The following is a 26,129-nucleotide window of genomic DNA, read 5'->3' on the forward strand; positions in this document are numbered from 1 at the left end:
ATTGACCCACGCGCTCAATTGAGTGCCAGCAGGTCCTAATGGCCGACAAAGCAGGTAGAATCACGCCCTGACTTTTTCAGGGCGTTTTTTTATGCGTATTGGCCACGGCTATGATGTGCACCGTTTCGCTGAGGGCGATTTCATTACCTTGGGAGGTGTGCGCATTGCACACACGTTCGGTCTGCTCGCACATTCCGATGGCGATGTCCTGCTGCACGCGCTGAGCGATGCCTTGTTGGGCGCTGCGGCGCTGGGCGACATCGGCAAGCATTTCCCGGATACGGACCCGAAATTCAAGGGCGCAGACAGTCGGGCGCTGCTGCGCCATGTCCTTGAACAGGTCAGGATCAAAGGCTGGAAGGTCGGCAACGTCGATGCCACCATCGTGGCCCAGGCACCCAAGATGGCCCCCCACATCGAGGCCATGCGGGCATTGATCGCAGAAGATCTGCAAGTCGGGATCGATCAGGTCAACGTCAAGGCCACCACCACCGAAAAATTGGGTTTTACCGGTCGTGAAGAAGGCATCGCGGTTCACGCCGTGGCGTTGTTGATCGCCGCATGACCGAACTCGAACTATTGGGCCCGCGCGCCTGGGGCGATGCGTTGGGCACGGCGGTCCTCAAGGCCACTGCCGAAGACTTCCAGGTCGACGAAGTGCTGGACATTCCTCTCTCGGGGGAAGGCGAGCACCTCTGGCTCTGGGTCGAAAAGCGCGGCCTCAACACCGAAGAGGCGGCACGGCGCCTGGCCAGAGCTGCCGGTGTCCCGTTGCGGACCATTGCCTACGCCGGATTGAAGGACCGCCAGGCCCTGACTCGGCAGTGGTTCAGCATTCAGTTGCCGGGCAAGGCCGATCCGGACCTGTCGGCCGCTGAAAACGACAGCCTGACCATTCTTGAACGCAAGCGTCACAAGCGCAAATTGCAGCGCGGTGCCCATTCGGCCAACGGCTTCACGCTGCGCCTGACACAACTGCAAGCCGACAAGCGCGCCATCGACGCGCGTCTTGAGGCGATCAGGCAGGAGGGTATCCCCAACTATTTCGGCGCCCAACGCTTTGGTTTCAATGGCGGCAACGTTGTCGAAGCGCGCCACTATGCCGAACGTCAAGCGCTGCCCGAACAGCGCAATGTGCGTTCCCGGCTGCTGTCCGCGGCTCGCAGTCATGTGTTCAATCAAGTGCTCGCGGCTCGGGTGGCGGACGGAAGCTGGCAGCGCGCTCAGGTCGGTGATTTACTCGCCTTCACGGACAGCCGCAGCTTTTTTCCGGCCGGCGAGGCCGAGTGCAACGATCCGCGGTTGGCCATTCTGGACCTGCACCCTACGGGACCCCTATGGGGGCAGGGCGATTCTCCAGCCACAGGTGTGACGGCCGAGCTGGAAAACAGCATCGCTCAACGTGAAGCGCAGCTGTGTAACTGGTTGATTAGGGCGGGAATGGAACACGAACGTCGCATCCTGCGACTGCCCATCGGGCGGCTGTCGTGGCATTATCCCGAGCCTGACATTCTGCAACTGGAATTCGTCCTGCCCGCCGGCTGTTTCGCTACCGTCCTGGTGCGTGAACTGATCGATCTGGCGTCCGCAGGACAGACGGACAGCTCATGCGTATTCTGATTTCAAATGATGACGGGGTCTCGGCACCCGGCCTCGCTGCGCTCTACGGTGCGCTAGCGGACTATGCCGAGTGTGCGGTCATCGCACCCGATCAAGACAGGAGCGGTGCCAGCAGTTCGCTGACATTGGATCGGCCACTGCATCCTCGTTGGCTGGACAACGGGTTCATCAGTCTCAATGGCACTCCGACCGATTGCGTACACCTGGGCATCCATGGGCTTCTGGAGCAGGAGCCTGAAATGGTGGTGTCCGGCATCAACATGGGTGCGAACCTGGGCGACGACGTCCTGTATTCGGGTACCGTTGCCGCGGCGCTGGAAGGGCGCTTCCTGCAGCGTCCGTCGTTTGCTTTTTCATTTTTGTCGCGCCAAGTCGATAACCTGGCCACGGCCGCGCATTTCGCGCGCACGCTGGTCGAAGCCCACGAGCAACTCGACCTGCCGCCACGCACGGTACTGAACGTGAATATTCCTAATCTGCCGCTCGAGCATGTGCGGGGCATTCAGCTGACGCGCCTGGGCCATCGCACCCGCGCAGCCGCACCGGTTCGCGTCGTCGACCCCCGGGGCCGCGCCGGATACTGGATTGCCGCTGCCGGCGACGCCGAGGATGGCGGCCCGGGAACGGACTTTCACGCCGTGCTGCAAGGGTATGTATCGGTGACACCGCTGCAACTGGATCGAACCTATCAGGACGGTTTCAAAAGCCTGAACGCATGGCTGGAGGGAATGGCCTGATGTCGCGTGAACAAGATGACCTGCTGCGACGGGGTGTGGGGTTCACCTCGCAGCGTACTCGCGAGCGCCTGATCCAGCGGTTGTACGAAGAGGGGATCAGCAACACCCATGTGCTCGATGTCATTCGCAAGACGCCCCGGCACCTCTTTGTCGATGAAGCGCTGGCGCATCGAGCTTACGAAGACACCGCCCTGCCCATTGGCAACAACCAGACCATCTCCCAGCCCTACATGGTCGCCCGGATGAGCGAGTTGCTGCTGGCGGCCGGCCCGCTGGACAAGGTGCTGGAAATCGGCACCGGTTCCGGCTACCAGACGGCGGTCTTGGCGCAGTTGGTGGAGCGGGTGTTTTCAGTGGAGCGCATCAAGGTGCTTCAGGATCGCGCCAAGGAGCGGCTGACCGAACTCAACCTGCGCAACATGGTGTTCCGCTGGGGCGATGGCTGGGAGGGCTGGCCTGCGCTGGCTCCCTACAATGGCATCATCGTCACGGCCGTGGCCACGGATGTGCCCCAGGCGTTGCTGGATCAACTGGCACCTGGTGGGCGTCTGGTCATCCCGGTTGGGGCGGGGGAAGTTCAGCAATTGATGTTGATCATTCGCGAGGAACACGGGTTCTCACGTCATGTATTGGGCGCCGTACGATTCGTGCCACTGCTCAACGGCCCGTTGGCTTGAACGCTGATTTACGTTCGCAATGAATTCCGGCAGACGTCGCCGGTCTACAGGCTGGCGATTTGCGATGAGGATTTCGCCTCGCCAACGTTTAGCGTTGTGAACGGTTTTGTAACCCGTTTTTTCGTAGCTGCCGGTCATGATCGAGACACAATAGGCAGCTTTAATTCAGTCACCGGTAAAGGGAGTGGCGGGTGAGTCTCACAGTCATTCGGCAGCGTACGTCTTCAACAAGTTTTCCACGTCTGGTGATTGGCATTGCCCTGAGTGTCCTTTTGGTTGGCTGCTCCAGCACGCCGTCAAGCGGTGTGCGTGTTGTTGATCGCAATGGCAAGCCTGCTGCGCCTGTCCGCCAGCCGGTCACGACCGGGCAATACGTGGTCAAGCGGGGTGACACACTGTTCTCCATCGCCTTCCGTTACGGGTGGGACTGGAAAGCCTTGGCAGCCCGCAACAATATTCCCGAGCCCTACACGATCCACGTCGGCCAGGCGATTCGCTTCGACGGTCGATCGAGTGCGGCCCCAGCGGCTGTAGCGGCCTCGCCAGTCGTGGCTGCGCCCGCATCTTCCGGCAGTTCGAGTTCATCTTCCTCAGGGTCGATCAAGACGACAGTGATCACCCGGCCGGTCGGGACGCCTTCAACTGGGTCGGCAGGGCCTGCGACTGCGCCTGTCACCACGCCCGTCAACACTCCAGTGGTCGCTGGGGCGCGCTCTCCAAGCGGTTGGGCATGGCCGACGAGTGGCATGTTGATCAGTAAATTTTCTTCAAACGGTAGTTTGAATAAAGGCATTGATATCGCCGGTGATTTGGGACAGCCTGTTTTGGCCGCGTCTGATGGTTCAGTGGTGTACGCCGGAAGTGGATTAAGGGGCTACGGCGAGTTAGTGATCATCAAACACAGCGATACCTACGTCAGTGCTTACGGTCATAACCGCAGGCTGTTGGTACGGGAGGGGCAACAGGTCAAGGCAGGGCAGGCAATTGCCGAGATGGGGTCCACGGGGACTGACCGGGTCAAGTTGCATTTTGAAATCCGCCGTCAGGGTAAACCGGTCGATCCACTGGAATTCTTGCCGCGTCGTTGATCGGTTACCAGCCTGTCCTGCCGTAGAGGGGACAGGCTCAAGTGATGCCAGGGAAAAGGGCGCCACTGGAGCTTGAGGTCGAACTCATGAAAGGACTACAACAATGGCTCTCAACAAAGAAGTGCCGGAGTTTGACATAGACGATGAAGTGCTTCTGATGGAGCATGGGATCGTCCTGGATTCTGCAACGGATGAGAAGCCAGCAACACCTTCCGTTCGTTCGAAGATCAAGAACTCCACAACACTCAAGCAGCATAAATACATCGACTACACGCGGGCGCTGGACGCCACGCAGCTGTACCTCAACGAAATCGGTTTTTCTCCCCTTCTGTCCCCGGAAGAAGAAGTGCATTTTGCGCGTTTGTCGCAGAAGGGCGATCCGGCCGGGCGCAAACGCATGATTGAGAGCAACTTGCGGCTGGTGGTGAAAATCGCTCGGCGGTATGTCAACCGTGGCTTGTCGTTGCTGGACCTGATCGAAGAGGGCAACCTGGGCCTGATCCGGGCGGTCGAAAAATTCGATCCTGAACGTGGCTTCCGTTTCTCTACCTATGCGACGTGGTGGATCCGCCAGACCATCGAACGCGCCATCATGAATCAGACGCGGACCATCCGCTTGCCGATTCACGTCGTCAAGGAGTTGAACGTCTACCTGCGCGCCGCGCGAGAATTGACGCAAAAACTCGATCATGAACCGTCCCCTGAAGAGATCGCCAATCTCCTTGAGAAGCCTGTGTGCGAGGTCAAGCGCATGCTCGGTCTCAACGAGCGGGTGTCCTCCGTGGACGTGTCGCTCGGGCCGGATTCCGACAAGACGTTGCTCGACACATTGACCGACGATCGTCCAACCGATCCCTGTGAACTGCTGCAAGACGACGACCTTTCCCAGAGCATCGATCAATGGCTATCGGAACTGACCGACAAGCAGCGTGAAGTGGTCGTGCGGCGCTTCGGCCTGCGAGGCCATGAAAGCAGTACGCTGGAAGACGTCGGGCTCGAGATAGGCCTGACGCGAGAGCGCGTTCGGCAAATTCAGGTCGAGGGGTTGAAACGACTGCGGGAAATCCTCGAGAAGAACGGTCTTTCGAGCGAGTCTCTGTTTCAGTAATTGCCGTTTGCGGCATCGCTAATCGTCTATGACGTCAACTATGGGCCCCGTCAGTCGGGGCCTTTTCGTGTCCGTGATGTGAGTCAAATGTCGTTAACGCCAGGCTTAAAACCTGTTCTGTAGATGTCGGTTTTAATTTCTTGCTCAGCGGTCATTTTCACTAACTTCGGTTGTAGGACATTGCGTACAGATGATGTCGGAAATCCTGCTTATTACGAATGGTTAATGTGCGCTACGCACAGAGATTAAGTTTATCCTATTGAAATTCATGGGTTTTATTCTGGTAAAACTTAAAGCGCCTTAAACTTTTTGAAAATTCCGCGCTATTGCACTGGTCCGGTAAATCACTAATATCAGAACTGTGCCGACGGATTGGCGCAGGCGGTCAAGGAAGACTGCTTCAGGGACATCGCAGGACGCGATTCATCAGGATGATGACAAAGGACTAAAGGGATTAAGGAAAAAATGTGGGCGGGGCTATCCCGCCCCTTTTTTCATCCGCGTCACCCAAGCGGGCGTGGTACCAGAAATGCAAAAAGGCCTCGAGAGGCCTTTTTGCGTTTCCCAACCTGGAATCAACGCTCCAAGTCGGCGATCTTGCCTGGCTTGCCATCCCATTCTTCAGCATCTGGCAGTGCGTCTTTGCGCTCGGTGATGTTCGGCCAGATGTCCGCGAGTTCGGCGTTCAGCTCGATGAAGTTCTCCATGCCGGCAGGGATCTCGTCTTCCGAGAAGATCGCTTGCGCAGGGCATTCAGGCTCGCACAGTGCGCAGTCAATGCACTCATCCGGGTGAATCACCAGGAAGTTCGGGCCTTCGTAGAAGCAGTCCACCGGACAGACTTCTACGCAGTCGGTGTACTTGCACTTGATGCAGTTGTCGGTGACGACGAAGGTCATTTCTAATTTTCTCCTCAGGCGGCGGCAGCAGAGCCCCTCACGTCAGGGTTGCTCAGTCGGGAACGTCCCGGCCATTCTGAACACCGACTGCACAGTCCATGCCGAGAGGCAGAACGATGTGGCATCGGTTCGCGGTGTTCAAGCGCGGCTCGGATGTTTAGGCCAGGCTGATGGCCTCACCGTTCCCAAACCGCGCGGGATTCTATCAGCTTGTTACAGATACCGTTAGATCCGGTTTTGCAGTCCATATAACCATTCGATTGCTTGACGCGGGGTCATGTCATCGATCTTGAGCTTCGACAGTTCTTCCAGCACAGGGTGAGGCAGTGTGGCGAACAGGTCTGCCTGCTGCGGTACGGCTGCCTTACCTGGCTTCGGTTTAGGCGTTTCGTGCGGAAGGCTGGTGGTTTCCAGACGCTGCAAATGTTCCTTGGCCCGGCTGATCACCTTGCCTGGAACCCCTGCCAACTGGGCGACGGCGAGGCCATAGCTCTGGCTGGCCGGGCCTGGTAACACCCGGTGCAGAAACACGATACGTTCGTTGTGCTCGGTCGCGTTCAGGTGCACGTTGGCCACCAGCGGCTCGGTTTCCGGCAGTACGGTCAATTCGAAGTAGTGTGTAGCGAACAGGGTATAAGCGCGCAACTGGGCGAGACATTCTGCCGCAGCCCAGGCCAGCGAAAGGCCGTCGAACGTACTGGTGCCGCGTCCGACCTCGTCCATCAGCACCAGGCTTTTGTCCGTGGCGTTGTGCAGGATATTGGCCGTCTCGCTCATCTCCACCATAAAAGTCGAGCGGCCACCGGCCAGATCATCGCTGGAACCGATCCGGGTGAAGATGCGGTCCACCAATGACAACTCGCAACGGGCGGCAGGCACGAAACTGCCGATATGAGCGAGCAATACGATCAGTGCGGTCTGACGCATGTAGGTGGATTTACCGCCCATGTTCGGACCGGTGATCACTAGCATGCGCGTGTTGTCGTTCAGGTCCAGATCGTTGGCCACAAAGGGCGAAGACAGCACTTGCTCGACCACCGGGTGGCGTCCTTGCTCGATGCGCATGCAAGGTTCGTCGGTAAACTGCGGACGATTGAGGTCCAGGTTCAGCGCCCGCTCGGCCAGGTTGCTCAGCACATCGAGCTCTGCCAGGGCGGCCGCGGTGTCCTGCAGGGGGGCCAGATGGTTGATGAGGTCTTCGAGCAACTGTTCGTACAGCATCTTCTCCCGCGCCAGCGCGCGGCTTTTCGCAGAAAGCGCCTTGTCCTCGAACTCTTTCAGCTCCGGGGTGATGAAGCGCTCGGCGCCCTTGAGGGTTTGGCGCCGGATGTAGTCGGCAGGCGCTTGCTCAGCCTGCTTGCTGGGCAACTCAATGAAATAGCCGTGGACGCGGTTGTAGCCGACCTTGAGATTGGCGAGCCCCGTCCGGGCCTTCTCGCGGGCTTCGAGATCGATGAGAAATTGCCCAGCGTTTTCGCTCAGCGACAGCAACTCATCGAGTTCGGCGTCGTAACCGGTCTTCAATACGCCGCCATCGCGAATGACCGCAGGCGGGTTATCAATGATTGCCCGCTGCAGCAGATCCGCCAGTTCCGGGTAGGTGCTGGCAGTTTTGGCCAGTTGCTGAATGTGGGGCGCTTCGAGTTCGCTCAATGCCCGCTGCAGCTCCGGGAGCGCACCGAGGGCGTCACGCAAGCGTGCGAAGTCACGAGGGCGGGCATTACGCAACCCGATCCGCGCCAGAATCCGCTCGATGTCGCCGATTTCCTTGAGCTGTGGCTGGAGGCTCTCGAAGCGATAGCGCTCCAGGAAGCAACTGATCGATTCCTGACGCGCCTGCAACACCTTCAAATCGCGCAGCGGCCGGTTCAACCAACGGGTCAATAGCCGCGTGGCCATCGCGGTCTGACAGCGGTCCATGACCGATTGCAACGTGTTGTCCCGACCGCCCGACAAGTTGGTGTCCAGTTCCAGATTTCGGCGGCTGGCACCGTCGAGGATGACGGTGTCATCCATGCGTTCGTGGCGCAGGCTGCGCAAGTGAGGCAGGGCGGTGCGCTGGGTTTCCTTGGCATAGCCCAGCAGGCAGCCCGCGGCGCCGATGGCGAGAGTCAGAGTCTCGCAACCGAACCCCTTGAGGTCCTGGGTCGCGAACTGCTGGCAAAGGCTTTTGTGCGCCGAATCGCGCTCGAAATCCCACGGCGCGCGGCGGCGCGAACCACGGCGCTTCTCGGCCGGGAGGCCTTGCGGCCAGTCGTCCGGAATCAATAGCTCTGCAGGGTTCAACCGGTCCAGCTCGGCCAGCAGGTTTTCCCAGCCTTTGATTTCCTGCACCGTGAAATTACCACTGGTGATGTCCAGAACTGCCAGGCCGAACAGGCGTTCGTCCCCCAGTACGGCGGCGATCAGGTTGTCACGACGCTCATCGAGCAGCGCTTCGTCGCTGACCGTCCCCGGCGTAATGATGCGCACCACCTGACGTTCCACAGGCCCTTTGCTGGTCGCCGGATCGCCGATCTGCTCACAGATGACCACTGACTCGCCCAGTTTCACCAGCTTGGCCAGATAGCCCTCCGCCGCATGGTACGGAATGCCACACATCGGAATGCTCTGCCCTGCCGACTGTCCGCGCGCAGTGAGGGTGATGTCCAGCAGCTTGGCGGCTTTTTTCGCGTCCTCGTAGAAAATCTCGTAGAAGTCGCCCATGCGGTAGAACATCAACTGGTCTGGATACTGATTCTTCAGCTTCCAATATTGTTGCATCATGGGGGTGTGCGAAGAGAGATCGGAAATTGCTTTATTCATCAGTGGCTTAGGCAAATTCGTTAGAAGATTGGGGCAAATGGAGGACGCTGCGTGGAGCCCCACCTACGTGAGCCGACGTCAGATCCGATTGCTTTTGCGATGGGCGCAAGGTTACCACGCGCGTTTGCCGGCCGCCGAGTGCGCAGATTCGTCACGGTTCGTTTCCAGATCGACACAAGACGCCAAGAGCTGTCTAGGCTGTGCAGCAGCTGCCCGATTCCGGGTACGCCTATCGATAAAAAGGACTTTTACATGCGACGCAAACGTGCAAGGGATTCGACCAACGGGCGCTTCATTACCCTCGACGAAGCACGGCAGCGGCTTCGAGAGACCGTCATCGAGACGGTCAAGAAGCCCTGCCCCGAAAAGAAACCATCCAGATAAACAGAAGCGCGGCTGTGGGCAAGCCGCGCTTCGCCTTGCGCATCGGTCACGCTCGTGTAGCGTGTGCTCATTGTCCGAATCAAGCGGAGTGCATTTTGTGGACGACCTAACTCAACTGGCTCAAACCCTGGGTGAGCGTCTTCTCGCCGTCCAGGCTCAGGTCAGCACCGCCGAGTCCTGTACCGGTGGAGGGATTGCCGAAGCCATCACTCGCATCCCGGGCAGTTCGGCCTGGTTCGAGGCCGGATACGTGACGTATTCCAATCGTCAGAAGACCCGACAACTGGACGTCTCCCCGGTTCTCTTCGATCAGGTCGGTGCGGTCAGCCGGGAGGTGGTCGAGGCCATGGCCCGAGGTGCTCAGGCCAGGAGCGACGCGAAATTCTCGGTCGCCGTCAGCGGCGTAGCGGGTCCTGACGGTGGTTCGGCGCAGAAGCCGGTGGGCACCGTTTGGGTTTGCTGGGCCGCTGCCGAACATCGGTTCGCGCACCGTTACCAGTTCGACGGTGATCGCGATGCCGTACGCCGACAAACGGTGAAGGCCGCGCTAGAGGGGCTGATCCGGCTCACTCGTGGAGAAATACCGAATCAGGGGTAGGCGCGCGCTCAACCCTGTGGAATAATACTGTTCACTTATACAGTTAAATCGGCCGTGAGGCCTAACCGATCACGAGAGGACTTCAATGGACGACAACAAGAAGAAAGCCTTGGCTGCGGCCTTGGGTCAGATCGAACGTCAGTTCGGCAAAGGCGCTGTCATGCGCATGGGCGACCATGACCGCCAGGCTATTCCCGCTATTTCCACCGGCTCTCTGGGGCTCGACATCGCGCTGGGTATTGGCGGCCTGCCAAAAGGCCGGATCGTCGAGATCTACGGTCCTGAGTCTTCCGGTAAAACCACCATGACCCTATCGGTCATCGCTGAAGCTCAGAAGCAGGGCGCGACTTGTGCATTCGTCGACGCCGAGCACGCCCTTGATCCGGAGTACGCCGGCAAGCTGGGTGTCAACGTCGATGACTTGCTCGTCTCGCAGCCCGACACCGGTGAGCAGGCCCTGGAAATCACCGACATGCTGGTGCGCTCCAATGCCATCGACGTGATCGTCGTCGACTCCGTGGCTGCGCTGGTTCCGAAAGCCGAGATCGAGGGTGAAATGGGCGACATGCACGTCGGCCTCCAGGCCCGTCTGATGTCGCAGGCACTGCGTAAGATCACCGGTAACATCAAGAACGCCAACTGCCTGGTCATCTTCATCAACCAGATCCGCATGAAGATCGGCGTCATGTTCGGCAGCCCGGAAACCACTACCGGTGGTAACGCGCTGAAGTTCTATGCCTCGGTCCGCCTGGACATTCGCCGTACAGGTGCGGTCAAGGACGGTGACGAGGTGGTCGGCAGTGAAACCCGCGTCAAGGTCGTAAAAAACAAGGTATCACCTCCGTTCCGTCAGGCTGAATTCCAGATCCTTTACGGCAAGGGCATCTACCGCAACGGCGAGATCATCGATCTGGGCGTGCTGCATGGCTTGCTGGAAAAATCCGGTGCCTGGTACAGCTATCAGGGCAATAAGATCGGTCAAGGTAAGGCTAACTCGGCGAAGTTCCTTCAAGACAATCCGGAAATCGGTGCGACTCTGGAGAAGCAGATCCGAGAAAAATTGCTGGCCACCTCGCCAGGTGTCAAAGCTCAATCGTCTCGCGTTGCCGAAGATGATGTGGCCGAAGTCGAAGACGCCGACATCTGATCGAAGTCATGCCGCTAGAACTGGATACGCCCGTCGCTGTTCGGCGTACTGCAATGGACCTGCTCGCGCGTCGCGAGCATGGTCGAGTCGAGCTGACGCGCAAACTGCGTCAGCGCGGCGCTCCTCCTGAATTGATAGAGGCTGCTCTTGACCGCTTGACGGAAGAAGGGCTGCTTTCTGAATCTCGATACCTTGAAAGCTTTGTTTCGTATCGTGCCCGCTCAGGGTATGGGCCTTTGCGCATTCGCGAAGAGCTCGGGCAAAGAGGGCTGCAACGTTCGGACATCGAACAGGCGCTTCGCGAGTGCGGTATCGACTGGCGGGAAAAACTGGAAGAGTCCTGGCGGCGCAAGTTCTCTGGGCAATTTCCGAAAGATGCCCGTGAGCGAGGGCAGCAAATGCGCTTTTTGAGCTATCGAGGGTTTCCTCCTGAACTGATCGGCCGGTTGCTGAGTGGCAAAGGCGCTTACGACGACTGACGGTGGTTCGCACCTTCGGCAAGAAGGCCGACAGCAGCGGCGGATTGATCGCTCGCTGCCCCGGCATCTCTTGCTGTCATAAGCAAGCTTCAGTTGGTATTCAGTGTCTCCCGCTCACGAGCGGTTGGAGGCTGTAAAGGTTTCGCCCAGTTTTCGCTTTGGTTGAGGTAGTCGACCAAGGCACGCAGTCGACCGTGGTCGCGTCCATTGAACTTGAACGCCAAGCGGGTGAGATGGCTGAACTGCTCATCATCGTATTCATCTTGATGGCTGTATTGCTTGAAGTCCTCGCTCAGGCACACATCGGCAAACCCCCGCTGCAGGTTCAGTAAGGCGGTCTCGCTAAGCGCGTGATGCATGCGAATCACGAACGTGTTTTTCAACCAGCGGCTCGAATGGAAGTTGCTGTAGAAGTGGTTGATCTCATCGACCGCTTCATCAGCGCTGTGCACCAGTTTCAGCAGGTTCAGGTCAGTAGGCAAAATGTAGCGGTTGCCTTCCAGCTCCTGCTTGATGAAATTCAGCGCACCCTCCCAGAAGGTCCCCTCCGGTGTATCCAGCAGGACGATGGGAACCAGGGGGCTTTTTCCTGTCTGGATCAAGGTCAGCACCTCCAACGCCTCGTCCAGCGTACCGAAACCGCCAGGGCACAGTACTAGCGCATCCGCCTCCTTGACGAAGAACAATTTGCGCGTGAAGAAGAAATGGAAGGGCAGCAGGTTGCCGGTGCCGTCGACGGTGGCATTGGCGTGTTGTTCGAAGGGCAGGGTGATATTGAAGCCCAAGCTGTGATCCAACCCTGCGCCTTCGTGCGCGGCCGCCATGATCCCACCACCGGCACCGGTGATGACCATCAGGTCGGAGGCCGCGAGCTTCATTCCCAGCTCGCGGGCGAGCGCGTACAGGGGGTGCTCGATGGGTGTCCGTGCCGATCCGAAGACCGTGACCTTGCGACGGCCACGGAACTGTTCGAGCACCCGGAACGCGTTGTCCAGTTCGCGTAACGCTTGCAGAACGATTTTCGCATTCCAGCGATTTCGATCGTCCTGAGCCATGCGCAGCACGGTCAGCATCATGTCGCGGTAGAGCGGAAGGTTAGGGCTGTCAGGGGCGAGGAGCGCGAGCTGTGCTTCGACCTGGCGTGTGAGGTCCAGCCCATTGCTTTGAAAGTGACGCGACAGCGCGTCGTTGGGTACGTAAGGCATTCAGACTTTCTCCTTGTGCAGAATCATCGACCCTGGCATTCATCACAGGATCACGACGCTTCATGCGTCGCTGCCGATCGCCTTTGCAGGCGCGCTACAGATACGGGGTGGCGATAAAAGATACGCCACGCTGATTCTGCTTATGTCCTTGGTTGGAAAGAAAACATTGATCGTAAAGACAACGACAGGCAACCCCCCTTTGCCTTGGATGCGTGACGAAACGTGACTGTTCGCTGAAAACTTCATGGCTTGATGATGTGCCCGATGCCTTTGGCTGGCAACGGCTCTTTGCACATCGCTATGAATGTTGCACGTTCAGGCGATCGCAATGTGGCCAGAGGGGTCGATTGACTGATGGCGGTGGCCAACGACGACAGATTGATCGGTAGGGGCGCTCAAGCGACAAGGGCTGCGCGCTGGAAATGACGCAGCCGCCGCTTGGGGGACTGGTTTACTTCTTCTTGGCAGGTTGCTGCGCAGCGCAGTCGGCAGCGGTCAGTTGCTGAGTGGTGATCGGGCGATTGGTCTTGTATTCCCTGAACTCGTAACGTAACACCGCGCCCTTGGCCAGCAATTGGCGGAAGCCAGGATTGCGGCACACGCTGGTGCCCAATTGGCGACCCATCAGCTCGGGGTTGTCCCGCATCTGCTGCGCTTGCCCGGCCTGCACGCTGAGGTGGTTGATCAGGATGCGACCATTGACGGTGTAGCCTTCGTCAAGGATGTCTTCGCTGATGGCGTTCGGTTTGCCGACGTTGCTTTTCGCCGCGACTTGTTCCAGCTCTTTATTCAGTTCGTAGTCCTGCTTGGATGCCGCTTGGGCGCACAGCGGAGCGACGAGCAAAAGCGTGAGGGCGGGGGCGATGAGGCGCAGCATTGGATTCTCCTGGGGCAGTGAACGTCGTTGGACCGGTGGCCGGCACGGGCGTTCACCGATGACTGGGACTTTCAAGGCCGAGCAGTATAGGTGAGTCGCCTTGGCGGACACCAGTGAACCGGGCACCTCTGGTAGACTGCGCCGACTTTTCCACTGCCGGATGTTCGTCTTGCTGTTGCCTTATCGTCGCTCCGTTCCCGTGCCTGGGGGAATTGCCCCATGAGCCATGCCGTCTCGCGCCTGCGCGCCGAACGACTGGCTCGCAGCACGAAACCCTTTATCGCCCGAGGGGCACGTGCTCCGAGATGCCCAGGCTGTCGGGTCATCGAAAGCTACTGCCTTTGCCAATGGCGGCCAACGGTCGAGGCAAAGTCGGCGGTCTGTCTGCTGATGCATGACACCGAACCGCTCAAACCGACCAACACAGGCTGGCTGATCGCCGACGTCATTCGGGACACCGAGGCGTTCGGTTGGTCTCGGACCGAGGTGGACGCGAAGCTGCCAGCGCTGCTGGAAGACCCTCAATGGCAGCCTTACATCGTGTTTCCCGGTGAGTTCGTGGCAGATGAGCGGGTGGTCAGCGAAGTGCAACTGGCGCCCGGCAAACGACCGCTCTTCATTTTGCTCGACGCGACCTGGCCGGAAGCCCGCAAGATGTTTCGCAAGAGCCCGTATCTGGATCGGCTGCCGGTGCTCAGTCTGGCGCCCGAGCAGATGTCCCGCTATCGCTTGCGCCGTTCCAAACGCGACGATCACTTCTGTACCGCGGAAGTCGCCGCGTTGTGCCTGGAGCTGGCGGGCGATCAGCAGGCGGCAGCCGTACTGGACGCCTACCTGGATGTCTTCAGCGCCCACTACCTGGGGGCCAAGTATCAGTTACCGATTGATCCGAATGACGCAGCGCACCGGTATTTGACGGCGTTTCTATAAATACTGCCGGGGGAAACGCCTGCGCATGCCGCACTTCGCGACACCCGAACCTTTCCCCAGCCCTATGCTTTGCGCGGCCACAGTTGCGCCAACAGCATCCCGGCCAGCATCAGCGTGCAGCCGATGTACCCGCGCAACTGCAGGGCTTCGCCGAGAATCCAAGCGCCGACGATGGCAGCGAACACAGCTTCCAGGGACAGGATGATCGCCGCATGGGAGGCAATCGCGTCTTTTTGTGCGACGACTTGCAAGGTGTATCCAATGCCCACAGCGACCACGCCGCCGTAGAGCAGGGCAGGGCCGGCGGCGATGATCGCCCGGAGGATGATCGGCTCGAAGATCAGTGCCAGAATCAGGCTCACCACCGAACATGTCACGAACTGCAGAAATGCCAGGCGGATCGGATCGTGCCGTCCAGCGAATAGGCTGACCAGGATCACATGCCCGCCCCAGACAAAGGCGCCTATCAGTTGCAGCCAGTCGCCGCGTGACACTTCGAAGTGGTCGCCCACGCTGAGCAAGAACATCCCCGACACCGCCAGCAGGCAGCCGAGCCAGGTGCCCATTCCAGTCTTGTGGCCGAGCAACAGGCCCAGAAGCGGAACTACAATCACGTACAGCCCGGTGATGAAGCCTGAGTGGGTGACGCTGGTGAACAGCAGGCCGACTTGCTGCAGATTGATGCCCAGCGCCAAGGCGACTCCCATCACCACACCGCCTCGCAACAGGCCCGGAGTGAACAGTGGTTCAGTGCGCGCTGCGTTGCCCGGCCGGCGCAGCATCAATGGCAACAGGCAGATCGAGCCCAATGCGAAACGCAGCCCGGAATACAGGTAGGGACCGACATGGTCCATACCGGCGGTCTGCGCGACGAAGCCGCTGCCCCAGATAAAGGCGGTGAGCAGCATGAGCAGGTCTGCTCGCAGGGCGTGTTTTCGCATGATGGGCCTCGGCGTTATCGGGGCCGCGAACTTTGCCGCAAAGCGGCAGGCTTGACCACCCCGCCTTCGCTGGGCATTCTTGGCGCCGCGAGAATGCCTGAACGCCGCCATCTGTCTGCATCGGCACGAGGGTTTGCGTCAGATTGACGCATCGTGGAGGCCGGCATCCAAATGCCCTCGCGAGCGCCGAACGCCTCCGCGCTCATTCATCAACAGGATCATGACATGACCTACGAAATCCTGATCGCCGATGACCATCCCCTTTTTCGTGGCGCGTTGCGTCAGGCTTTGAGCCTGGGCCTGGGACCCGATGTCCGCTTGGCCGAGGCCGAGAGCATTGCCGATCTGGAAGACCGGCTGACGCAGAAGTCGGACTGGGATCTGGTCCTTCTGGATCTCAACATGCCGGGCGCCTACGGTTTTTCGGGATTGGTGTTGCTGCGCGGTCAATACCCTCAGGTCCCGGTCATGATGGTGTCGGCGCAGGAAGAGGCGTCGGTGGTGGTCAAATCTCGCGAGTTCGGCGCCAGTGGCTTCATCCCGAAGTCCAGCTCGCTGGAAACCATTCAGGAGGCGGTGCGCAAGGTCTTGAACGGGGATGTGTGGTGGCCGGCGCAGGTCAATGAGCGTATCAGCGTGTCGGCCGAGGCCAAGGCGGCCAGCGAAGGCCTGGCGAGCCTTACGCCTCAGCAGTTCCGCGTTCTGACCATGGTCTGTGAAGGCCTGCTCAACAAACAGATCGCATACGAACTGAATGTCTCGGAAGCCACGATCAAGGCCCATGTGACGGCGATCTTCCGTAAACTCAACGTGCGCACCCGAACGCAGGCTGCGCTGTTGCTGCAGCAGCTTGAGTCGATTTCGCCGACTGGCTGAGCCCGGCGCATTTTCCGGGCTTACATCGGCGGCTCTTCACACTTTTTTGACCGCTGTTGCACTAGCCTCCACCCCTTTCATTTTCAGTAGTTTCTTTATGACGTCGCCTTTCAAGGGCCAGACCGGCCTCAAACGTATCCTTAACGCTTCCGGCTATTCACTCGACGGTTTGAAGGCGGCCTTCCAAGGCGAGGCGGCTTTTCGCCAATTGGTCCTCCTCAACGTCATCCTGATTCCCGTGTCGTTTCTGTTCCACGTCAGCCGCGCAGAGCGGGCGATCCTGGTCGCTGTTTGTCTGCTGGCGTTGATCGTGGAGTTGCTGAATTCGGCGATTGAAGCGGCGATCGACCGGATCTCCCTCGACCGGCACCCGCTGTCCAAGAATGCCAAAGACATGGGCAGCGCTGCCCAATTCGTGGCGCTGAGCATGATTGCAGTGGTCTGGGCACTGATTCTGTTGGGGTAAGGCTCGGTGCGGAATGCGCTGCCCTATGGCGGTTGAGTAGGCACGCGCGATGCGAACCCCGGTGCGCTTGACGTCAGGCAATGCTCGGCAGCACGATCTCGTCGCTGCGGCGCACACCTGCCGTCAATGACCGGCACAGTTCGAGAAATTCGCGAATGGCGTTGGTCTGGTACTTCTGCTTGTGCCAGATGAAGTAAAACTGCCGCGTCAGGTCCAGCTCCGGCGTTTCCACGGCCACCAGGCTCCCTCGGCGAAAGGCATCGCGCAACGCCAGCCGGGAAATGCAGCCAATCCCCAGACCCGACTCCACCGCGCGTTTGATCGCTTCGGTGTGCTCCAGCTCCAGGCGCACGTTCAGGCTGTTGAGATGGTGCCGCATCGCCTGGTCGAAGGTCAGTCGCGTGCCGGATCCCTGTTCCCTGAGAATCCACGCCTCGTGGGTCAGCTCCTGCAATGTGGCCTGGCCGCGCTTGGCGAGCGGATGCTGGGGCGCGCAGAACACGACCAGCTCGTCCTCGACCCAAGTCTGCACTTCGATGTCGGGGTGGCCGCAGTCGCCCTCGATCAACCCCAGGTCGATCTCGTAGTGCGCCACCTGCTGAACGATGTTGGCCGTGTTTTGCACATGTAACTTCACATGGCTTTCGGGATGGCGCTGCATGAAGTTGCCAATCAGCAAGGTCGCCAGGTAGTTGCCGATGGTCAGCGTAGCGCCCACGGCCAGCGAGCCGAATCCTGACTTGCCATTGAGCAGGTCTTCGATTTCCTTGGCCTGATCGAGAAGGGCAACGGCCTGCGGCAACAGCTGGCGGCCGGTGGCGTTCAGGCTCAGCCGTTTACCCGCACGATCGAACAGTTGGCAACTGGATTGCCGCTCGAGTTCGGTCAATGACGTGCTGGCCGCAGATTGCGACAAAGACAGCTGCACGGCTGCCCTGGAAACGCTTTCCTGCTGGGCGACGGCGACGAAAACCTGCAACTGGCGGAGAGTAAATCGCATATCTATATAACCGATAACCCATATCTTGATAATTCAGTTAACAGATATTGTGTCTGCCACTAGAATGTCGCGCAATGGCGCTTTCACTGGCGCATGCAAATTTTCAGGAGTTCCCACGTACCATGAGCAACATGAATCACGAGCGTGTCCTCAGCGTTCATCACTGGAACGACACACTCTTCAGTTTCAAGTGCACCCGTGATCCAGGCCTGCGTTTCGAGAACGGTCAGTTCGTCATGATCGGTCTGCAGCAGCCAAACGGGCGCCCGCTCATGCGTGCCTACTCCATCGCCAGCCCGAACTGGGAAGAGCACCTGGAGTTCTTCAGCATCAAGGTGCCGGATGGCCCGCTGACGTCCCAGCTGCAACACCTCAAGGAAGGCGACGAGATCATCATCAGCAAAAAGCCGACCGGCACCCTGGTGCTGGACGACCTCAAGCCTGGCAAGCACCTGTATCTGCTGAGCACTGGCACGGGCCTGGCCCCCTTCATGAGTGTCATCCAGGACCCGGAAACCTATGAGCGTTTCGAAAAGGTCATCCTGTGCCACGGCGTGCGGTACGTGAATGAGGTCGCGTATCGCGAATTCATCACCGAACACCTGCCGCAGAACGAATTCTTCGGCGAAGCCCTGCGCGACAAGCTGATCTACTACCCGACCGTCACTCGCGAGCCGTTCGAAAACGAAGGCCGTCTGACGGACCTGATGCGCAGCGGAAAGTTGTTCCGCGACATCGGGCTGCCGCCGATCAACCCTCAGGATGACCGCGCCATGCTGTGCGGCAGCCCGAGCATGCTCGACGAAACCAGCGAGGTGCTGAACAGCTTCGGTCTGACCGTTTCGCCCCGTATGCGCGAGCCGGGTGATTACCTGATCGAGCGCGCGTTCGTCGAGAAGTAATCCCCCCTGCCTGCCGGCAAGAGCAGGCTTCGAATCCGACCCCGTCGTGGACGACCGCCTCGCTCAGTGAATGCGCGGGCCGGTTGCCCGCGATTGAGTCAGTACAGGCACCGGTTTCCCGAGGTCTGAAAAAAACCGCCTGGAGGTCACGGACCAGGCGGTTTTTTTGTCGGCGGAAAAAGGGTCGCGCGCCTGGCTTCAGCGAACCGGCTCAGACCATTGGAAGAAGCCAAAGCTCTGTGCCGGTCTAGCTTTCGGAGAGAACCACCTCAAGCACCCTGATTTGCCCGGCTTGCGGATAATGCCAGCGCACATCCACATCCCAGAACCGTGCCCCATAGCGTCGATCGGGTGCGGGTTGCTGATAGGCGGGCCGGGGGTCCTGGGCCAGGCACTGTTCGATCAGTTCGACCAACGGCTCGTTCAAGCGCAACGCATGGTCCCGCGCCTGTTGCAGAGCGGCGTCGCCCCATGCGACCGGGATGAGTTCAGGCGCCGCCGCCGCCATGTCATTGCGTGCCTCAGGAATGATGTCGGCGTAGGGCACATAAGGTTTGACGTCCAGCACGGGGGTGCCGTCCAGTAAGTCGATCCCCGACAGCCACAGGCGATCGGGCTCGACCCTCTCCAGCTTGACCACGGATTGACCGATCCCATTGGGTCGGTGGGTGGCGCGGGTGGCGAACACCCCCATGGCCTGATTCCCGCCCAGGCGCGGAGGGCGCACCTTGAGGCGAGGGGTGGCCTCCAGCGCTTCGTGGAACAGGAACAGCAGCCAGACATGACTGACATGTTCCAGCCCTTGCACCGCCTCGCCTTGATCGAAAGGCGCCACCAGTTCAAGAACGCCGCGGGCCGCCGGTGCCAGGCTCGGTTGGCGGGGGATGGCGAACTTTTCCTTGAAGCAGGAGCGGACGAAACCAATGGGTGAGACGCTGTAGGTCTGGTTCATCTCAAGGCCGAAAGATTCAACCGCGAATGCGCAGGGTCAGGCCACGCAGGAAGTTGCGCAGCAGTTGTTCGCCACAAGGCCGGTAGTTGTTGTGGCCCGGTTTGCGGAACAACGCGCTGAGCTCGGGTTTGGAGATGGGAAAATCGGACGCCTGAAGGATGGCGAGCAAGTCTTCTTCCTTGAGCTCGAACGCCACCCGCAGTTTCTTGAGGATGATGTTGTTGGTCATGGGCAGCTCGATCGGCAGCGAGGGACGGGTTTCATCCTTGCCCCGCTTGAAGAACACCAGCCCGTCGAGGAAGTACGCCAGGACTTCGTCGCTGCACGGCTCGAAGCCGTCCTCTTCTTCCTTTTTCGTGTAGGCGATGACCTGTGCCTTGGTGGTTTCAAGGCCGCCGAGTCGGATGATGTCCGCCAACTTGCCATCGCTGATATCCAGCGTATAGCGAATGCTGCGCAGTACGTCGTTGTTCATCATGATGCATGTGTCCTGATCAATCGGTGCAAGCACGCGCAACCCAGTGCGCCGTGCCCAAAGCGGGGGGTTAAAACTTTTCCTTGTCGGTCATATAGCGCCATTGTCCCTCGGGCACTTTGCCGATGGACACGCCGCCGACCCGAATCCGCCGCATGGAGAGGATCTTGAGCCCCACCGCTTCGCAAAGCTGGGCGATGACGCCGGGCTGTGGATTCTTCATGGCAAAGCGCAGGCGCGTCTCGTTCTGCCAACTGGCTTTGACTTTAGGCAATTCCTTGCCCTTATGCATCAGGCCGTGGTTCAGGCGATTGAGACCATGAGGCGCCATCTGGCCGTCGACCTCCACGACATATTCCTGTTCGATCTTGCTGCGGTCGTCGGTGAGTTTGCGCAGAACTTTCCAGTCCTGGCTGAACACCATCAGCCCGCTGGCGTTGGCCTGGAGGGTCGAAATCGCTTCCTGCCTGAGGAAGTGGCCCTTGAGCGGGCGCGTGCCAGCGCTGTGCTCCGCCGAAAGAGAGGCCGGGGAAACAAGCTGCAGGGCCGCTTCAGCGCTCATGCCGACAGGCACGTTAAGTAGGAGGGTCACCGCCTCCGGTTTTTCGGCACGTGCGCCGGGCATCAGCGCAACGGCTTGTTTATCGACTTTGAACTGCGGCTCGTCGATCACAACGCCATCCACGGTGACCCAACCCCCCTCGATGAACAGCTCGGCCTCGCGGCGGGAGCAGCCGACGAGTTCGATGAGGCGTTTGGAAAGGCGAACGGGGTCAGTCATGAGAAAAGCCGTGGGGAAGGAAAAGGTGCCTATTGTACCCATGCATCCACCGTTAATCGCGGCAACATTGAAAATGACCGGCCGATGGGCCTCCATTCGAGGGATTTTCCAGGGGCGACTCATGTCTGCTCTTGATTCCTACCTTGTCCGGAGCATTCTCATGACCAAATGGCTACCCGCATTGCTGATGAGCGTCAGCCTGCCTTTACTGGCGGCTCAGGCGCCGTCCTATGGGCCGCAACTGGAAGGTTTTCAATACCCGTTCCTGGCGCAGAATTTCAGCTTCGAATCCCAGGGCAAGCCCGTGCAAATGGGCTACATGGACATCAAGCCCAGCGGCGCGCCGAACGGTCGCAGCGTGGTGATGCTGCATGGCAAGAATTTCTGCGGGGCCACATGGGAGGGCAGCATCAAGGCGCTGACGGCGGCGGGATACCGCGTCGTAGCGCCGGACCAGATCGGCTTCTGCCGCTCCAGCAAGCCTGCCGATTACTCGTACACCTTCGAACAACTGGCGCAAAATACCGAGGCGCTGCTGACCCATCTGGGTATTGATCATGTGACGGTGATCGGTCATTCCATGGGCGGCATGCTGGCCACTCGGTTTGCCCTGATGTACCCGGACAAGGTCGACCAGTTGCTGCTCGTCAACCCCATCGGCCTTGAAGACTGGAAGGCCAAGGGCGTTCCGGACCGCAGCTTCGAGGAGTGGTACGCACGCGAGTTGAAGACCAGTGCCCAGAGCATTCGCAAGTATCAGCAATCGACGTACTACGCCAACGAGTGGCGCCCGGAATTCGATCGTTGGGTCGACATGCAGGCGGGCATGTTCAACGGCAAGGGCAAGGAAGAAGTGGCCCGCGCATCGGCGCAGACCTACGGCATGATCTTCAATCAGCCTGTGTTCTATGACTTCGAGAAGCTGAAGATGCCGACCGTGCTGTTCATCGGTCAGAAAGACAACACTGCCATCGCCAAGGACGCGGCTCCTGAAGCACTTCGCAAGACCTTGGGCAATTATCCGGAACTCGGAAAGGCCGTTGCCCGGCGCATACCTCAGGCGACCCTCATCGAATTTGCAGGGCTGGGCCATGCGCCGCCGATTCAGGACCCGCAGCAGTTCAATCGCGTCTTGCTCGAAAGCCTCGAACGCTAACGCGATCAGGACAGCGCGGAGCCTCTTCCGCATCGAGCGGCTGACAGCCTATGCGTCAAGTGGCGACATGCGGACGACTGAGTGTCGAGCGTTTTCATACGTACAGGGAGGGCAGGGCGCAGTTGTAAAAAAACTGTGCAGAACGTACAAAGTGCGCCCACGAAATCCTCTCTGGAGCGTCACTGTCGATGACCACTTCGATCCGACCGGCAAGCGGCCTGTCTCGCCGTCTGCTGCCGTTGAGCATGGCTTTCGCTTCGCCATGGCTCGCCGCTCAGGAAGCGGAACCGTTGACGCTGGATGCGGTGGAGGTCTCAGGCGATGCGTTGTCGGTTTATCAGGCGGACAGTGCCTCGGTCGGTGGCTTCAATGAGCGGCCGTTGCGTGACACGCCCGCTTCGATTTCCGTATTCGGCGAAGCTCGCCTGAAGGATCAGCAGGCAAAGCTGCTCAGCGAGGTCCTGCGCAACGACGGCTCGGTGGGGGATAGCTACGCCCCGGTGGGCTATTACGAAAACTTTGTCGTGCGGGGTTTTTCCCTCAACGCGGCCAACAGTTACCGGATCAATGGCCGCAGCATCACCGGCGAGCAGAACGTCGCGCTGGAGAACAAGGAACAGGTCGAACTCCTCAAGGGACTGTCCGGCTTGCAGAGTGGCGTTTCGGAACCCGCAGGGGTGGTCAATTACAAAACCAAGCGACCGCAAGACGTGCGCTCGGTGACGGTCTCCACCAACGAGCACGGAGAACGCTACATCGCCACCGATGTCGGCGGCTGGTTCGGCAGTGAAAAGCAGTTCGGCCTGCGGGCCAATGTCGCCCACGAGGATATCCGCTCCTACGTCGAGCACGCCGATGGTCAGCGAGACTTCGCCTCCCTGGCCTTCGACTGGAACATCGACGATCGGTCTACCTTGCAGTTGGATGTCGAATACCAGACCAAGGAGCAGCGTTCGGTACCCGGCTATCAACTGATCGGCGGTACGGAGCTGCCTCACGACGCCTCACCGCGAAAGCTGCTGGGGTATCAACGTTGGTCGAATCCGGTGGGGATCGACTCGCTCAACATGAGCGGTCGTTACGAATACCGGTTCAGCGATGACTGGAAGGCCAGCCTCAGCGCCTCGCGCAGCCGTGTGGTGATCGATGATTACAGTGCCTTCGCCTATGGGTGTTACTACCAGTCAGATTGCCCGGCCACACCGGTTACCGGGCATTTCAACACGGACGGCGGTTACGACATCTACGACTTCCGCAGCCCCGACGACACCCGTCGCAACGATGAAGTCGAAGCCACGATGACCGGCCTCTTCAAGACCGGTGGGCTTGAGCACGAGGTGACGTTCGGTACCAGTGCCTGGCGTAGAACCGTTGATACCCGGCCTTATTTCAGCGAGTACGTTGGATCGGGGAACATCGGGCAACCTCCGCCGACGTTTGCACCGTCGGAGCGTCCGGCAGGGCATACCGAAAGGCGTCTGGACAGCCGCCAGTACGGGCTGTTCGTCACTGACAGCATTCGCTTCGACGAGCACTGGCAGACCGTGCTCGGCGGCCGGCAGGTGCGCCTTGATGAAAAAGCCTACAACGAAGATGGCAGTGACAATCGCCACACCGAGCGTTCCATTTTTCTCCCCCAAGCGGCGCTGATCTACAAACCGGTTGACGACCTTTCGCTGTACACCCAATACAGCAAAGGGATTTCTCAAGGGGGCACGGCATCGGTATTCGATACCAACGCCACTGAAATTCTCGCGCCGACGCTTTCCCGCCAGTTGGAGGCAGGCGTCAAATACGACTGGCGCCGCATGAGCTTTACTGCTGCGCTGTTTCAAACCCGACAGGCTTATCAATATTCGAAGCCGGGTGATGACGGCTCCCTCACCTTCGTCCAGCAAGGTCAGCAAAAGAACACCGGGCTGGAGCTCAGCGCCAACGGTTGGCTCACCTCGCAGTTGCAGATCGCTGCCAGCGTCGCAGCGATCAAGGCGCGGGTGGAGAACAGTGGCACCGCAGCTTATGAAGACCATCAAGCGATCAACGTGCCCAAATACCGCGGCAGCCTGTCGGCGGACTACAGCCTGCCGATTCCAGGTTTGGCGTTACTGGGCGGCATGCAATACAGCGCCAGCAAATACGCCAACCGCGAAGGTTCGGTCAAAGTCGATGACTACACAGTGTTCAATGCAGGCAGTCGTTACACCACTCGCATCGACGGCTACGACACCGTATTTCGCCTGACCGTCGACAACCTGTTCGATAAACGCTACTGGCGCGACGTCGGCGAATACCTGGGCGACGACTACCTATTCCTCGGCGCGCCACGCACCGCGCGGCTTTCGGCGACGGTGAGCTTTTGAGTGACGCGTTTCAGTGCTCGTGTGCAAGCTGTTGTGAGGCGAGCTTGCTCGCCCAGGCGCTATTCGTTCTTGGGCATTTCACGAAAAGCAGGGCCCCAAACCTGCCGACTGCAGCACGCCTCGCACCTTCCGGCCACGCGTGGAAAGGCGCATTCTGTCGTGTCGGCGTTTATAGGTCGTGCACGAACAAAGGTGTTCGTGCGTATGCTTCTGACGGAAACGCAACATGATCGAACTCAAACCAGGCTCTGTTTCTGACATCCCCAATCTGTGGTCGCTGCGCACGCGGGCAGTGCGACAGTTGTGTGCCGGTCACTATTCGCCCGAACAGATCGAGGCATGGAGCGAGTCGCCGCCCCCGCAATCCTATCTACGCTTGCTTGCTACCCACTGCGCCTTGATCGCCGAAGAAGACGGGCAACGTCTGGGCTACGGTATTCTGGATCGACAGACGGGCGAGGTGATCGCTCTGTTCGTCGAGCCTGTGCTAGCGGGCAAGGGCATAGGCAGGCGTTTGATGGAAGGCTTGGAGGGCATCGCCGCCGAGGAGCATTTCACCCGGCTCCACCTCTACGCTTCGTTGAATGCCGCCGACTTTTATCGCGCGATGGGATTCGTCGCGATACGGGACGAACATTATGAACACCCCAGTGGCATCTTTCTGCGTAGCCTGTACATGGAGCGCGAATTGTCGACGACGTCTCTGCACTGACAGCGGTTCGTGGCTGGCGACGCGTTTGCCGAACAGTGGCGTCAACAACGCTGGCATCGGCAACCATTGGCTTGCTAACGTGGGCAGGCCACTCGACTGGGGAATCGGGCCATGCCAGCACAGTACCCGTTGCAACGCCGCCTTGAGGATGGAAGGCCCTTGCTCATCACAGGGCCTGTGCAGTCGGCTCTCGATGACCGGCTGCACCGTTACCGCGAAGGGCAGTTGTGGGCTGTTCGACAGGGTGTGATCACCGCTGAACTGGATACGGGCAGTTGGGTCGTCCCTGCTCGGCGCATCGGCTGGATTCCCCCGGGGGTGGCCCATGCAGCGCGCGTCCATAATGCTGCTACCGGTTGCATGATCTACCTGCGTCCCGATCTGTGCCCGTTGTTTCCGACAACCCCGACGGTGTTCGACATGACGCCTCTGTCCAGCGCGCTTCTGGAACGTATTGCGCAATGGTGCGAGCAGCCTGGCGAACTCTCTGCGCCCCAGAACCGGCACCTGGATGTCCTGTTCGACGAATTGAAGATATCTCCCGCTCAGCCGCTGTTTTTACCCATGCCGAGCAGCCCCCATTTGGTGGGCATGACCCTGACCATCGTCGCGGACCCGGCCGACAAGACCAGCCTCGACGACTGGGCACGACGCGTGGGAATGTCGCGGCGCGGTCTGACCCGGCATTTTCGGGCAGAGACCGGTATGTCGTTGGTGCAATGGCGAATCGTCGCGCGGATGAAGCGAGCGGTGGAGTTGTTGGCCCACGGCGATAGCGTCAACCGCGTGGCGCAACGTCTGGGCTATGACAGCGTCAGCACCTTCATCACAGCCTTCAGCGCGCAGTTCGGGGCCACACCCGGCACATATGCCCTGTGATATGACCTGACTCCGGTTGTCTGTCAGCCGCCCGCATGGCGCCAGCTTTGTTATCCTGCGCGCCTTTGCCGCACC

At 59.6% G+C, this 26,129-nt stretch carries 27 protein-coding genes; 18 read left to right on the forward strand and 9 right to left on the reverse strand.

All coding sequences use genetic code 11. The features are described from left to right. Positions 1–91 precede the first annotated feature (91 nt). The 6 genes from ispF to rpoS all read left to right on the forward strand — a co-directional run bounded on the left by ispF (position 92) and on the right by rpoS (position 5,230). Positions 92–565: a 2-C-methyl-D-erythritol 2,4-cyclodiphosphate synthase gene (ispF, locus tag N5D61_RS14485; protein WP_108235739.1), complete on the forward strand. Its 474-nt coding sequence runs from the start codon at positions 92–94 to the stop codon at positions 563–565. Beyond that, positions 562–1,620 carry a tRNA pseudouridine(13) synthase TruD gene (gene truD / locus N5D61_RS14490; RefSeq protein ID WP_108235738.1) on the forward strand — a complete coding sequence of 353 codons (1,059 nt, stop codon included), beginning with the start codon at positions 562–564 and terminating at the stop codon, positions 1,618–1,620. Before ispF ends, truD begins: the two co-directional genes overlap by 4 nt. Continuing rightward, complete coding sequence (gene surE / locus N5D61_RS14495; protein ID WP_108235737.1) at positions 1,608–2,357, forward strand: 5'/3'-nucleotidase SurE; 750 nt, start codon at positions 1,608–1,610, stop codon at positions 2,355–2,357. The genes truD and surE overlap by 13 nt, the downstream gene beginning before the upstream one ends. Continuing rightward, positions 2,357–3,034, forward strand: coding sequence for a protein-L-isoaspartate(D-aspartate) O-methyltransferase (locus tag N5D61_RS14500; RefSeq protein WP_108235736.1), 678 nt, complete (start codon positions 2,357–2,359; stop codon positions 3,032–3,034). Before surE ends, N5D61_RS14500 begins: the two co-directional genes overlap by 1 nt. A 191-nt stretch (positions 3,035–3,225) precedes the next feature. Next, positions 3,226–4,122, forward strand: a complete 897-nt coding sequence (locus tag N5D61_RS14505) for a peptidoglycan DD-metalloendopeptidase family protein (RefSeq protein WP_108235735.1) — start codon at positions 3,226–3,228, stop codon at positions 4,120–4,122. Between the two features lie 103 nt (positions 4,123–4,225). Continuing rightward, positions 4,226–5,230, forward strand: coding sequence for an RNA polymerase sigma factor RpoS (rpoS, locus tag N5D61_RS14510; RefSeq protein ID WP_279893337.1), 1,005 nt, complete (start codon positions 4,226–4,228; stop codon positions 5,228–5,230). A 575-nt stretch (positions 5,231–5,805) separates the two neighbouring features. On the opposite strand, the gene fdxA is transcribed toward rpoS, so the two are convergent. Next, positions 5,806–6,129, reverse strand: coding sequence for a ferredoxin FdxA (fdxA, locus tag N5D61_RS14515; RefSeq protein ID WP_108235733.1), 324 nt, complete (start codon positions 6,127–6,129; stop codon positions 5,806–5,808). A 225-nt stretch (positions 6,130–6,354) separates the two neighbouring features. Next, positions 6,355–8,922, reverse strand: coding sequence for a DNA mismatch repair protein MutS (gene mutS, locus N5D61_RS14520; protein ID WP_279893404.1), 2,568 nt, complete (start codon positions 8,920–8,922; stop codon positions 6,355–6,357). 264 nt (positions 8,923–9,186) lie between these two features. On the opposite strand from mutS, the gene N5D61_RS14525 reads away from it, so the two are divergent. The 4 genes from N5D61_RS14525 to recX all read left to right on the forward strand — a co-directional run bounded on the left by N5D61_RS14525 (position 9,187) and on the right by recX (position 11,542). Next, the gene (locus N5D61_RS14525) at positions 9,187–9,318 is read left to right on the forward strand and encodes a hypothetical protein (RefSeq protein ID WP_279893338.1); all 132 of its coding nucleotides are present in this window, start codon (positions 9,187–9,189) and stop codon (positions 9,316–9,318) included. A 97-nt stretch (positions 9,319–9,415) separates the two neighbouring features. Further along, positions 9,416–9,916, forward strand: coding sequence for a CinA family protein (locus N5D61_RS14530; RefSeq protein WP_279893339.1), 501 nt, complete (start codon positions 9,416–9,418; stop codon positions 9,914–9,916). An 85-nt stretch (positions 9,917–10,001) separates the two neighbouring features. Continuing rightward, entirely contained in the window at positions 10,002–11,063 is a 1,062-nt protein-coding gene (gene recA / locus N5D61_RS14535; protein WP_108235729.1) for a recombinase RecA, read from the forward strand. A gap of 8 nt (positions 11,064–11,071) precedes the next feature. Next, complete coding sequence (recX, locus tag N5D61_RS14540) at positions 11,072–11,542, forward strand: recombination regulator RecX (protein WP_108235728.1); 471 nt, start codon at positions 11,072–11,074, stop codon at positions 11,540–11,542. Positions 11,543–11,631: 89 nt separating this feature from the next. On the opposite strand, the gene N5D61_RS14545 is transcribed toward recX, so the two are convergent. Both N5D61_RS14545 and N5D61_RS14550 read right to left on the reverse strand, forming a co-directional pair. After that, a complete protein-coding gene (locus N5D61_RS14545) occupies positions 11,632–12,747 on the reverse strand; it encodes an LOG family protein (RefSeq protein WP_108235727.1) in 1,116 nt (371 codons plus the stop codon). Positions 12,748–13,198: 451 nt separating this feature from the next. Beyond that, positions 13,199–13,624, reverse strand: coding sequence for a PA3611 family quorum-sensing-regulated virulence factor (locus tag N5D61_RS14550; RefSeq protein ID WP_108235726.1), 426 nt, complete (start codon positions 13,622–13,624; stop codon positions 13,199–13,201). A gap of 219 nt (positions 13,625–13,843) precedes the next feature. On the opposite strand from N5D61_RS14550, the gene N5D61_RS14555 reads away from it, so the two are divergent. Then, complete coding sequence (locus tag N5D61_RS14555) at positions 13,844–14,554, forward strand: DTW domain-containing protein (protein WP_279893340.1); 711 nt, start codon at positions 13,844–13,846, stop codon at positions 14,552–14,554. Between the two features lie 62 nt (positions 14,555–14,616). Here the strand turns inward: N5D61_RS14555 and N5D61_RS14560 are convergent, their stop codons facing one another. After that, complete coding sequence (locus N5D61_RS14560; RefSeq protein ID WP_279893341.1) at positions 14,617–15,495, reverse strand: DMT family transporter; 879 nt, start codon at positions 15,493–15,495, stop codon at positions 14,617–14,619. 225 nt (positions 15,496–15,720) lie between these two features. On the opposite strand from N5D61_RS14560, the gene erdR reads away from it, so the two are divergent. Next, positions 15,721–16,371 carry a response regulator transcription factor ErdR gene (erdR, locus tag N5D61_RS14565; RefSeq protein ID WP_108236034.1) on the forward strand — a complete coding sequence of 217 codons (651 nt, stop codon included), beginning with the start codon at positions 15,721–15,723 and terminating at the stop codon, positions 16,369–16,371. 97 nt (positions 16,372–16,468) lie between these two features. Beyond that, on the forward strand, positions 16,469–16,837 hold the full coding sequence (locus N5D61_RS14570; RefSeq protein WP_108235723.1) for a diacylglycerol kinase: 369 nt from the start codon (positions 16,469–16,471) through the stop codon (positions 16,835–16,837). Positions 16,838–16,910: 73 nt separating this feature from the next. Here N5D61_RS14570 and N5D61_RS14575 read toward each other — a convergent pair whose 3' ends face one another. After that, positions 16,911–17,837: a LysR family transcriptional regulator gene (locus N5D61_RS14575; protein WP_108235722.1), complete on the reverse strand. Its 927-nt coding sequence runs from the start codon at positions 17,835–17,837 to the stop codon at positions 16,911–16,913. A gap of 122 nt (positions 17,838–17,959) precedes the next feature. Here N5D61_RS14575 and fpr point away from each other — a divergent pair, with 122 nt between their 5' ends. Beyond that, the gene (fpr, locus tag N5D61_RS14580; protein ID WP_003184787.1) at positions 17,960–18,739 is read left to right on the forward strand and encodes a ferredoxin-NADP reductase; all 780 of its coding nucleotides are present in this window, start codon (positions 17,960–17,962) and stop codon (positions 18,737–18,739) included. A gap of 247 nt (positions 18,740–18,986) precedes the next feature. On the opposite strand, the gene tsaA is transcribed toward fpr, so the two are convergent. From tsaA to N5D61_RS14595, 3 genes are all read right to left on the reverse strand, one after another. Next, complete coding sequence (tsaA, locus tag N5D61_RS14585; protein WP_279893342.1) at positions 18,987–19,691, reverse strand: tRNA (N6-threonylcarbamoyladenosine(37)-N6)-methyltransferase TrmO; 705 nt, start codon at positions 19,689–19,691, stop codon at positions 18,987–18,989. A 16-nt stretch (positions 19,692–19,707) separates the two neighbouring features. Then, positions 19,708–20,169, reverse strand: coding sequence for a DUF1456 family protein (locus N5D61_RS14590; protein ID WP_279893343.1), 462 nt, complete (start codon positions 20,167–20,169; stop codon positions 19,708–19,710). A 67-nt stretch (positions 20,170–20,236) separates the two neighbouring features. After that, positions 20,237–20,947 (reverse strand): rRNA pseudouridine synthase, encoded by a 711-nt coding sequence (locus tag N5D61_RS14595; protein WP_279893344.1) that lies wholly within the window; start codon positions 20,945–20,947, stop codon positions 20,237–20,239. A 160-nt stretch (positions 20,948–21,107) separates the two neighbouring features. Between N5D61_RS14595 and N5D61_RS14600 the strand changes: the two genes are divergently transcribed. From N5D61_RS14600 to N5D61_RS14615, 4 genes are all read left to right on the forward strand, one after another. Next, positions 21,108–22,103 (forward strand): alpha/beta hydrolase, encoded by a 996-nt coding sequence (locus N5D61_RS14600; RefSeq protein ID WP_279893345.1) that lies wholly within the window; start codon positions 21,108–21,110, stop codon positions 22,101–22,103. A 188-nt stretch (positions 22,104–22,291) separates the two neighbouring features. Next, on the forward strand, positions 22,292–24,463 hold the full coding sequence (locus N5D61_RS14605) for a TonB-dependent siderophore receptor (RefSeq protein ID WP_279893346.1): 2,172 nt from the start codon (positions 22,292–22,294) through the stop codon (positions 24,461–24,463). Between the two features lie 226 nt (positions 24,464–24,689). Next, positions 24,690–25,175: a GNAT family N-acetyltransferase gene (locus N5D61_RS14610; RefSeq protein ID WP_279893347.1), complete on the forward strand. Its 486-nt coding sequence runs from the start codon at positions 24,690–24,692 to the stop codon at positions 25,173–25,175. Positions 25,176–25,286: 111 nt separating this feature from the next. Continuing rightward, positions 25,287–26,054, forward strand: a complete 768-nt coding sequence (locus tag N5D61_RS14615; RefSeq protein ID WP_279893348.1) for a helix-turn-helix transcriptional regulator — start codon at positions 25,287–25,289, stop codon at positions 26,052–26,054. Positions 26,055–26,129 lie beyond the last annotated feature (75 nt).

The organism is Pseudomonas sp. GD03842, assembly GCF_029841165.1.
Lineage (GTDB): Bacteria > Pseudomonadota > Gammaproteobacteria > Pseudomonadales > Pseudomonadaceae > Aquipseudomonas.

Coding starts and splice junctions, on each gene's coding strand:
- ispF (WP_108235739.1), top strand. CDS start 92: ATGCGTATTGGCCACGGCTATGATGTGCACCGTTTCGCTGAGGGCGAT.
- truD (WP_108235738.1), top strand. CDS start 562: ATGACCGAACTCGAACTATTGGGCCCGCGCGCCTGGGGCGATGCGTTG.
- surE (WP_108235737.1), top strand. CDS start 1,608: ATGCGTATTCTGATTTCAAATGATGACGGGGTCTCGGCACCCGGCCTC.
- N5D61_RS14500 (WP_108235736.1), top strand. CDS start 2,357: ATGTCGCGTGAACAAGATGACCTGCTGCGACGGGGTGTGGGGTTCACC.
- rpoS (WP_279893337.1), top strand. CDS start 4,226: ATGGCTCTCAACAAAGAAGTGCCGGAGTTTGACATAGACGATGAAGTG.
- fdxA (WP_108235733.1), bottom strand. CDS start 6,129: ATGACCTTCGTCGTCACCGACAACTGCATCAAGTGCAAGTACACCGAC.
- N5D61_RS14525 (WP_279893338.1), top strand. CDS start 9,187: ATGCGACGCAAACGTGCAAGGGATTCGACCAACGGGCGCTTCATTACC.
- recA (WP_108235729.1), top strand. CDS start 10,002: ATGGACGACAACAAGAAGAAAGCCTTGGCTGCGGCCTTGGGTCAGATC.
- recX (WP_108235728.1), top strand. CDS start 11,072: ATGCCGCTAGAACTGGATACGCCCGTCGCTGTTCGGCGTACTGCAATG.
- N5D61_RS14545 (WP_108235727.1), bottom strand. CDS start 12,747: ATGCCTTACGTACCCAACGACGCGCTGTCGCGTCACTTTCAAAGCAAT.
- N5D61_RS14550 (WP_108235726.1), bottom strand. CDS start 13,624: ATGCTGCGCCTCATCGCCCCCGCCCTCACGCTTTTGCTCGTCGCTCCG.
- N5D61_RS14555 (WP_279893340.1), top strand. CDS start 13,844: ATGAGCCATGCCGTCTCGCGCCTGCGCGCCGAACGACTGGCTCGCAGC.
- N5D61_RS14560 (WP_279893341.1), bottom strand. CDS start 15,495: ATGCGAAAACACGCCCTGCGAGCAGACCTGCTCATGCTGCTCACCGCC.
- erdR (WP_108236034.1), top strand. CDS start 15,721: ATGACCTACGAAATCCTGATCGCCGATGACCATCCCCTTTTTCGTGGC.
- N5D61_RS14570 (WP_108235723.1), top strand. CDS start 16,469: ATGACGTCGCCTTTCAAGGGCCAGACCGGCCTCAAACGTATCCTTAAC.
- N5D61_RS14575 (WP_108235722.1), bottom strand. CDS start 17,837: ATGCGATTTACTCTCCGCCAGTTGCAGGTTTTCGTCGCCGTCGCCCAG.
- fpr (WP_003184787.1), top strand. CDS start 17,960: ATGAGCAACATGAATCACGAGCGTGTCCTCAGCGTTCATCACTGGAAC.
- tsaA (WP_279893342.1), bottom strand. CDS start 19,691: ATGAACCAGACCTACAGCGTCTCACCCATTGGTTTCGTCCGCTCCTGC.
- N5D61_RS14590 (WP_279893343.1), bottom strand. CDS start 20,169: ATGATGAACAACGACGTACTGCGCAGCATTCGCTATACGCTGGATATC.
- N5D61_RS14595 (WP_279893344.1), bottom strand. CDS start 20,947: ATGACTGACCCCGTTCGCCTTTCCAAACGCCTCATCGAACTCGTCGGC.
- N5D61_RS14600 (WP_279893345.1), top strand. CDS start 21,108: ATGACCAAATGGCTACCCGCATTGCTGATGAGCGTCAGCCTGCCTTTA.
- N5D61_RS14605 (WP_279893346.1), top strand. CDS start 22,292: ATGACCACTTCGATCCGACCGGCAAGCGGCCTGTCTCGCCGTCTGCTG.
- N5D61_RS14610 (WP_279893347.1), top strand. CDS start 24,690: ATGATCGAACTCAAACCAGGCTCTGTTTCTGACATCCCCAATCTGTGG.
- N5D61_RS14615 (WP_279893348.1), top strand. CDS start 25,287: ATGCCAGCACAGTACCCGTTGCAACGCCGCCTTGAGGATGGAAGGCCC.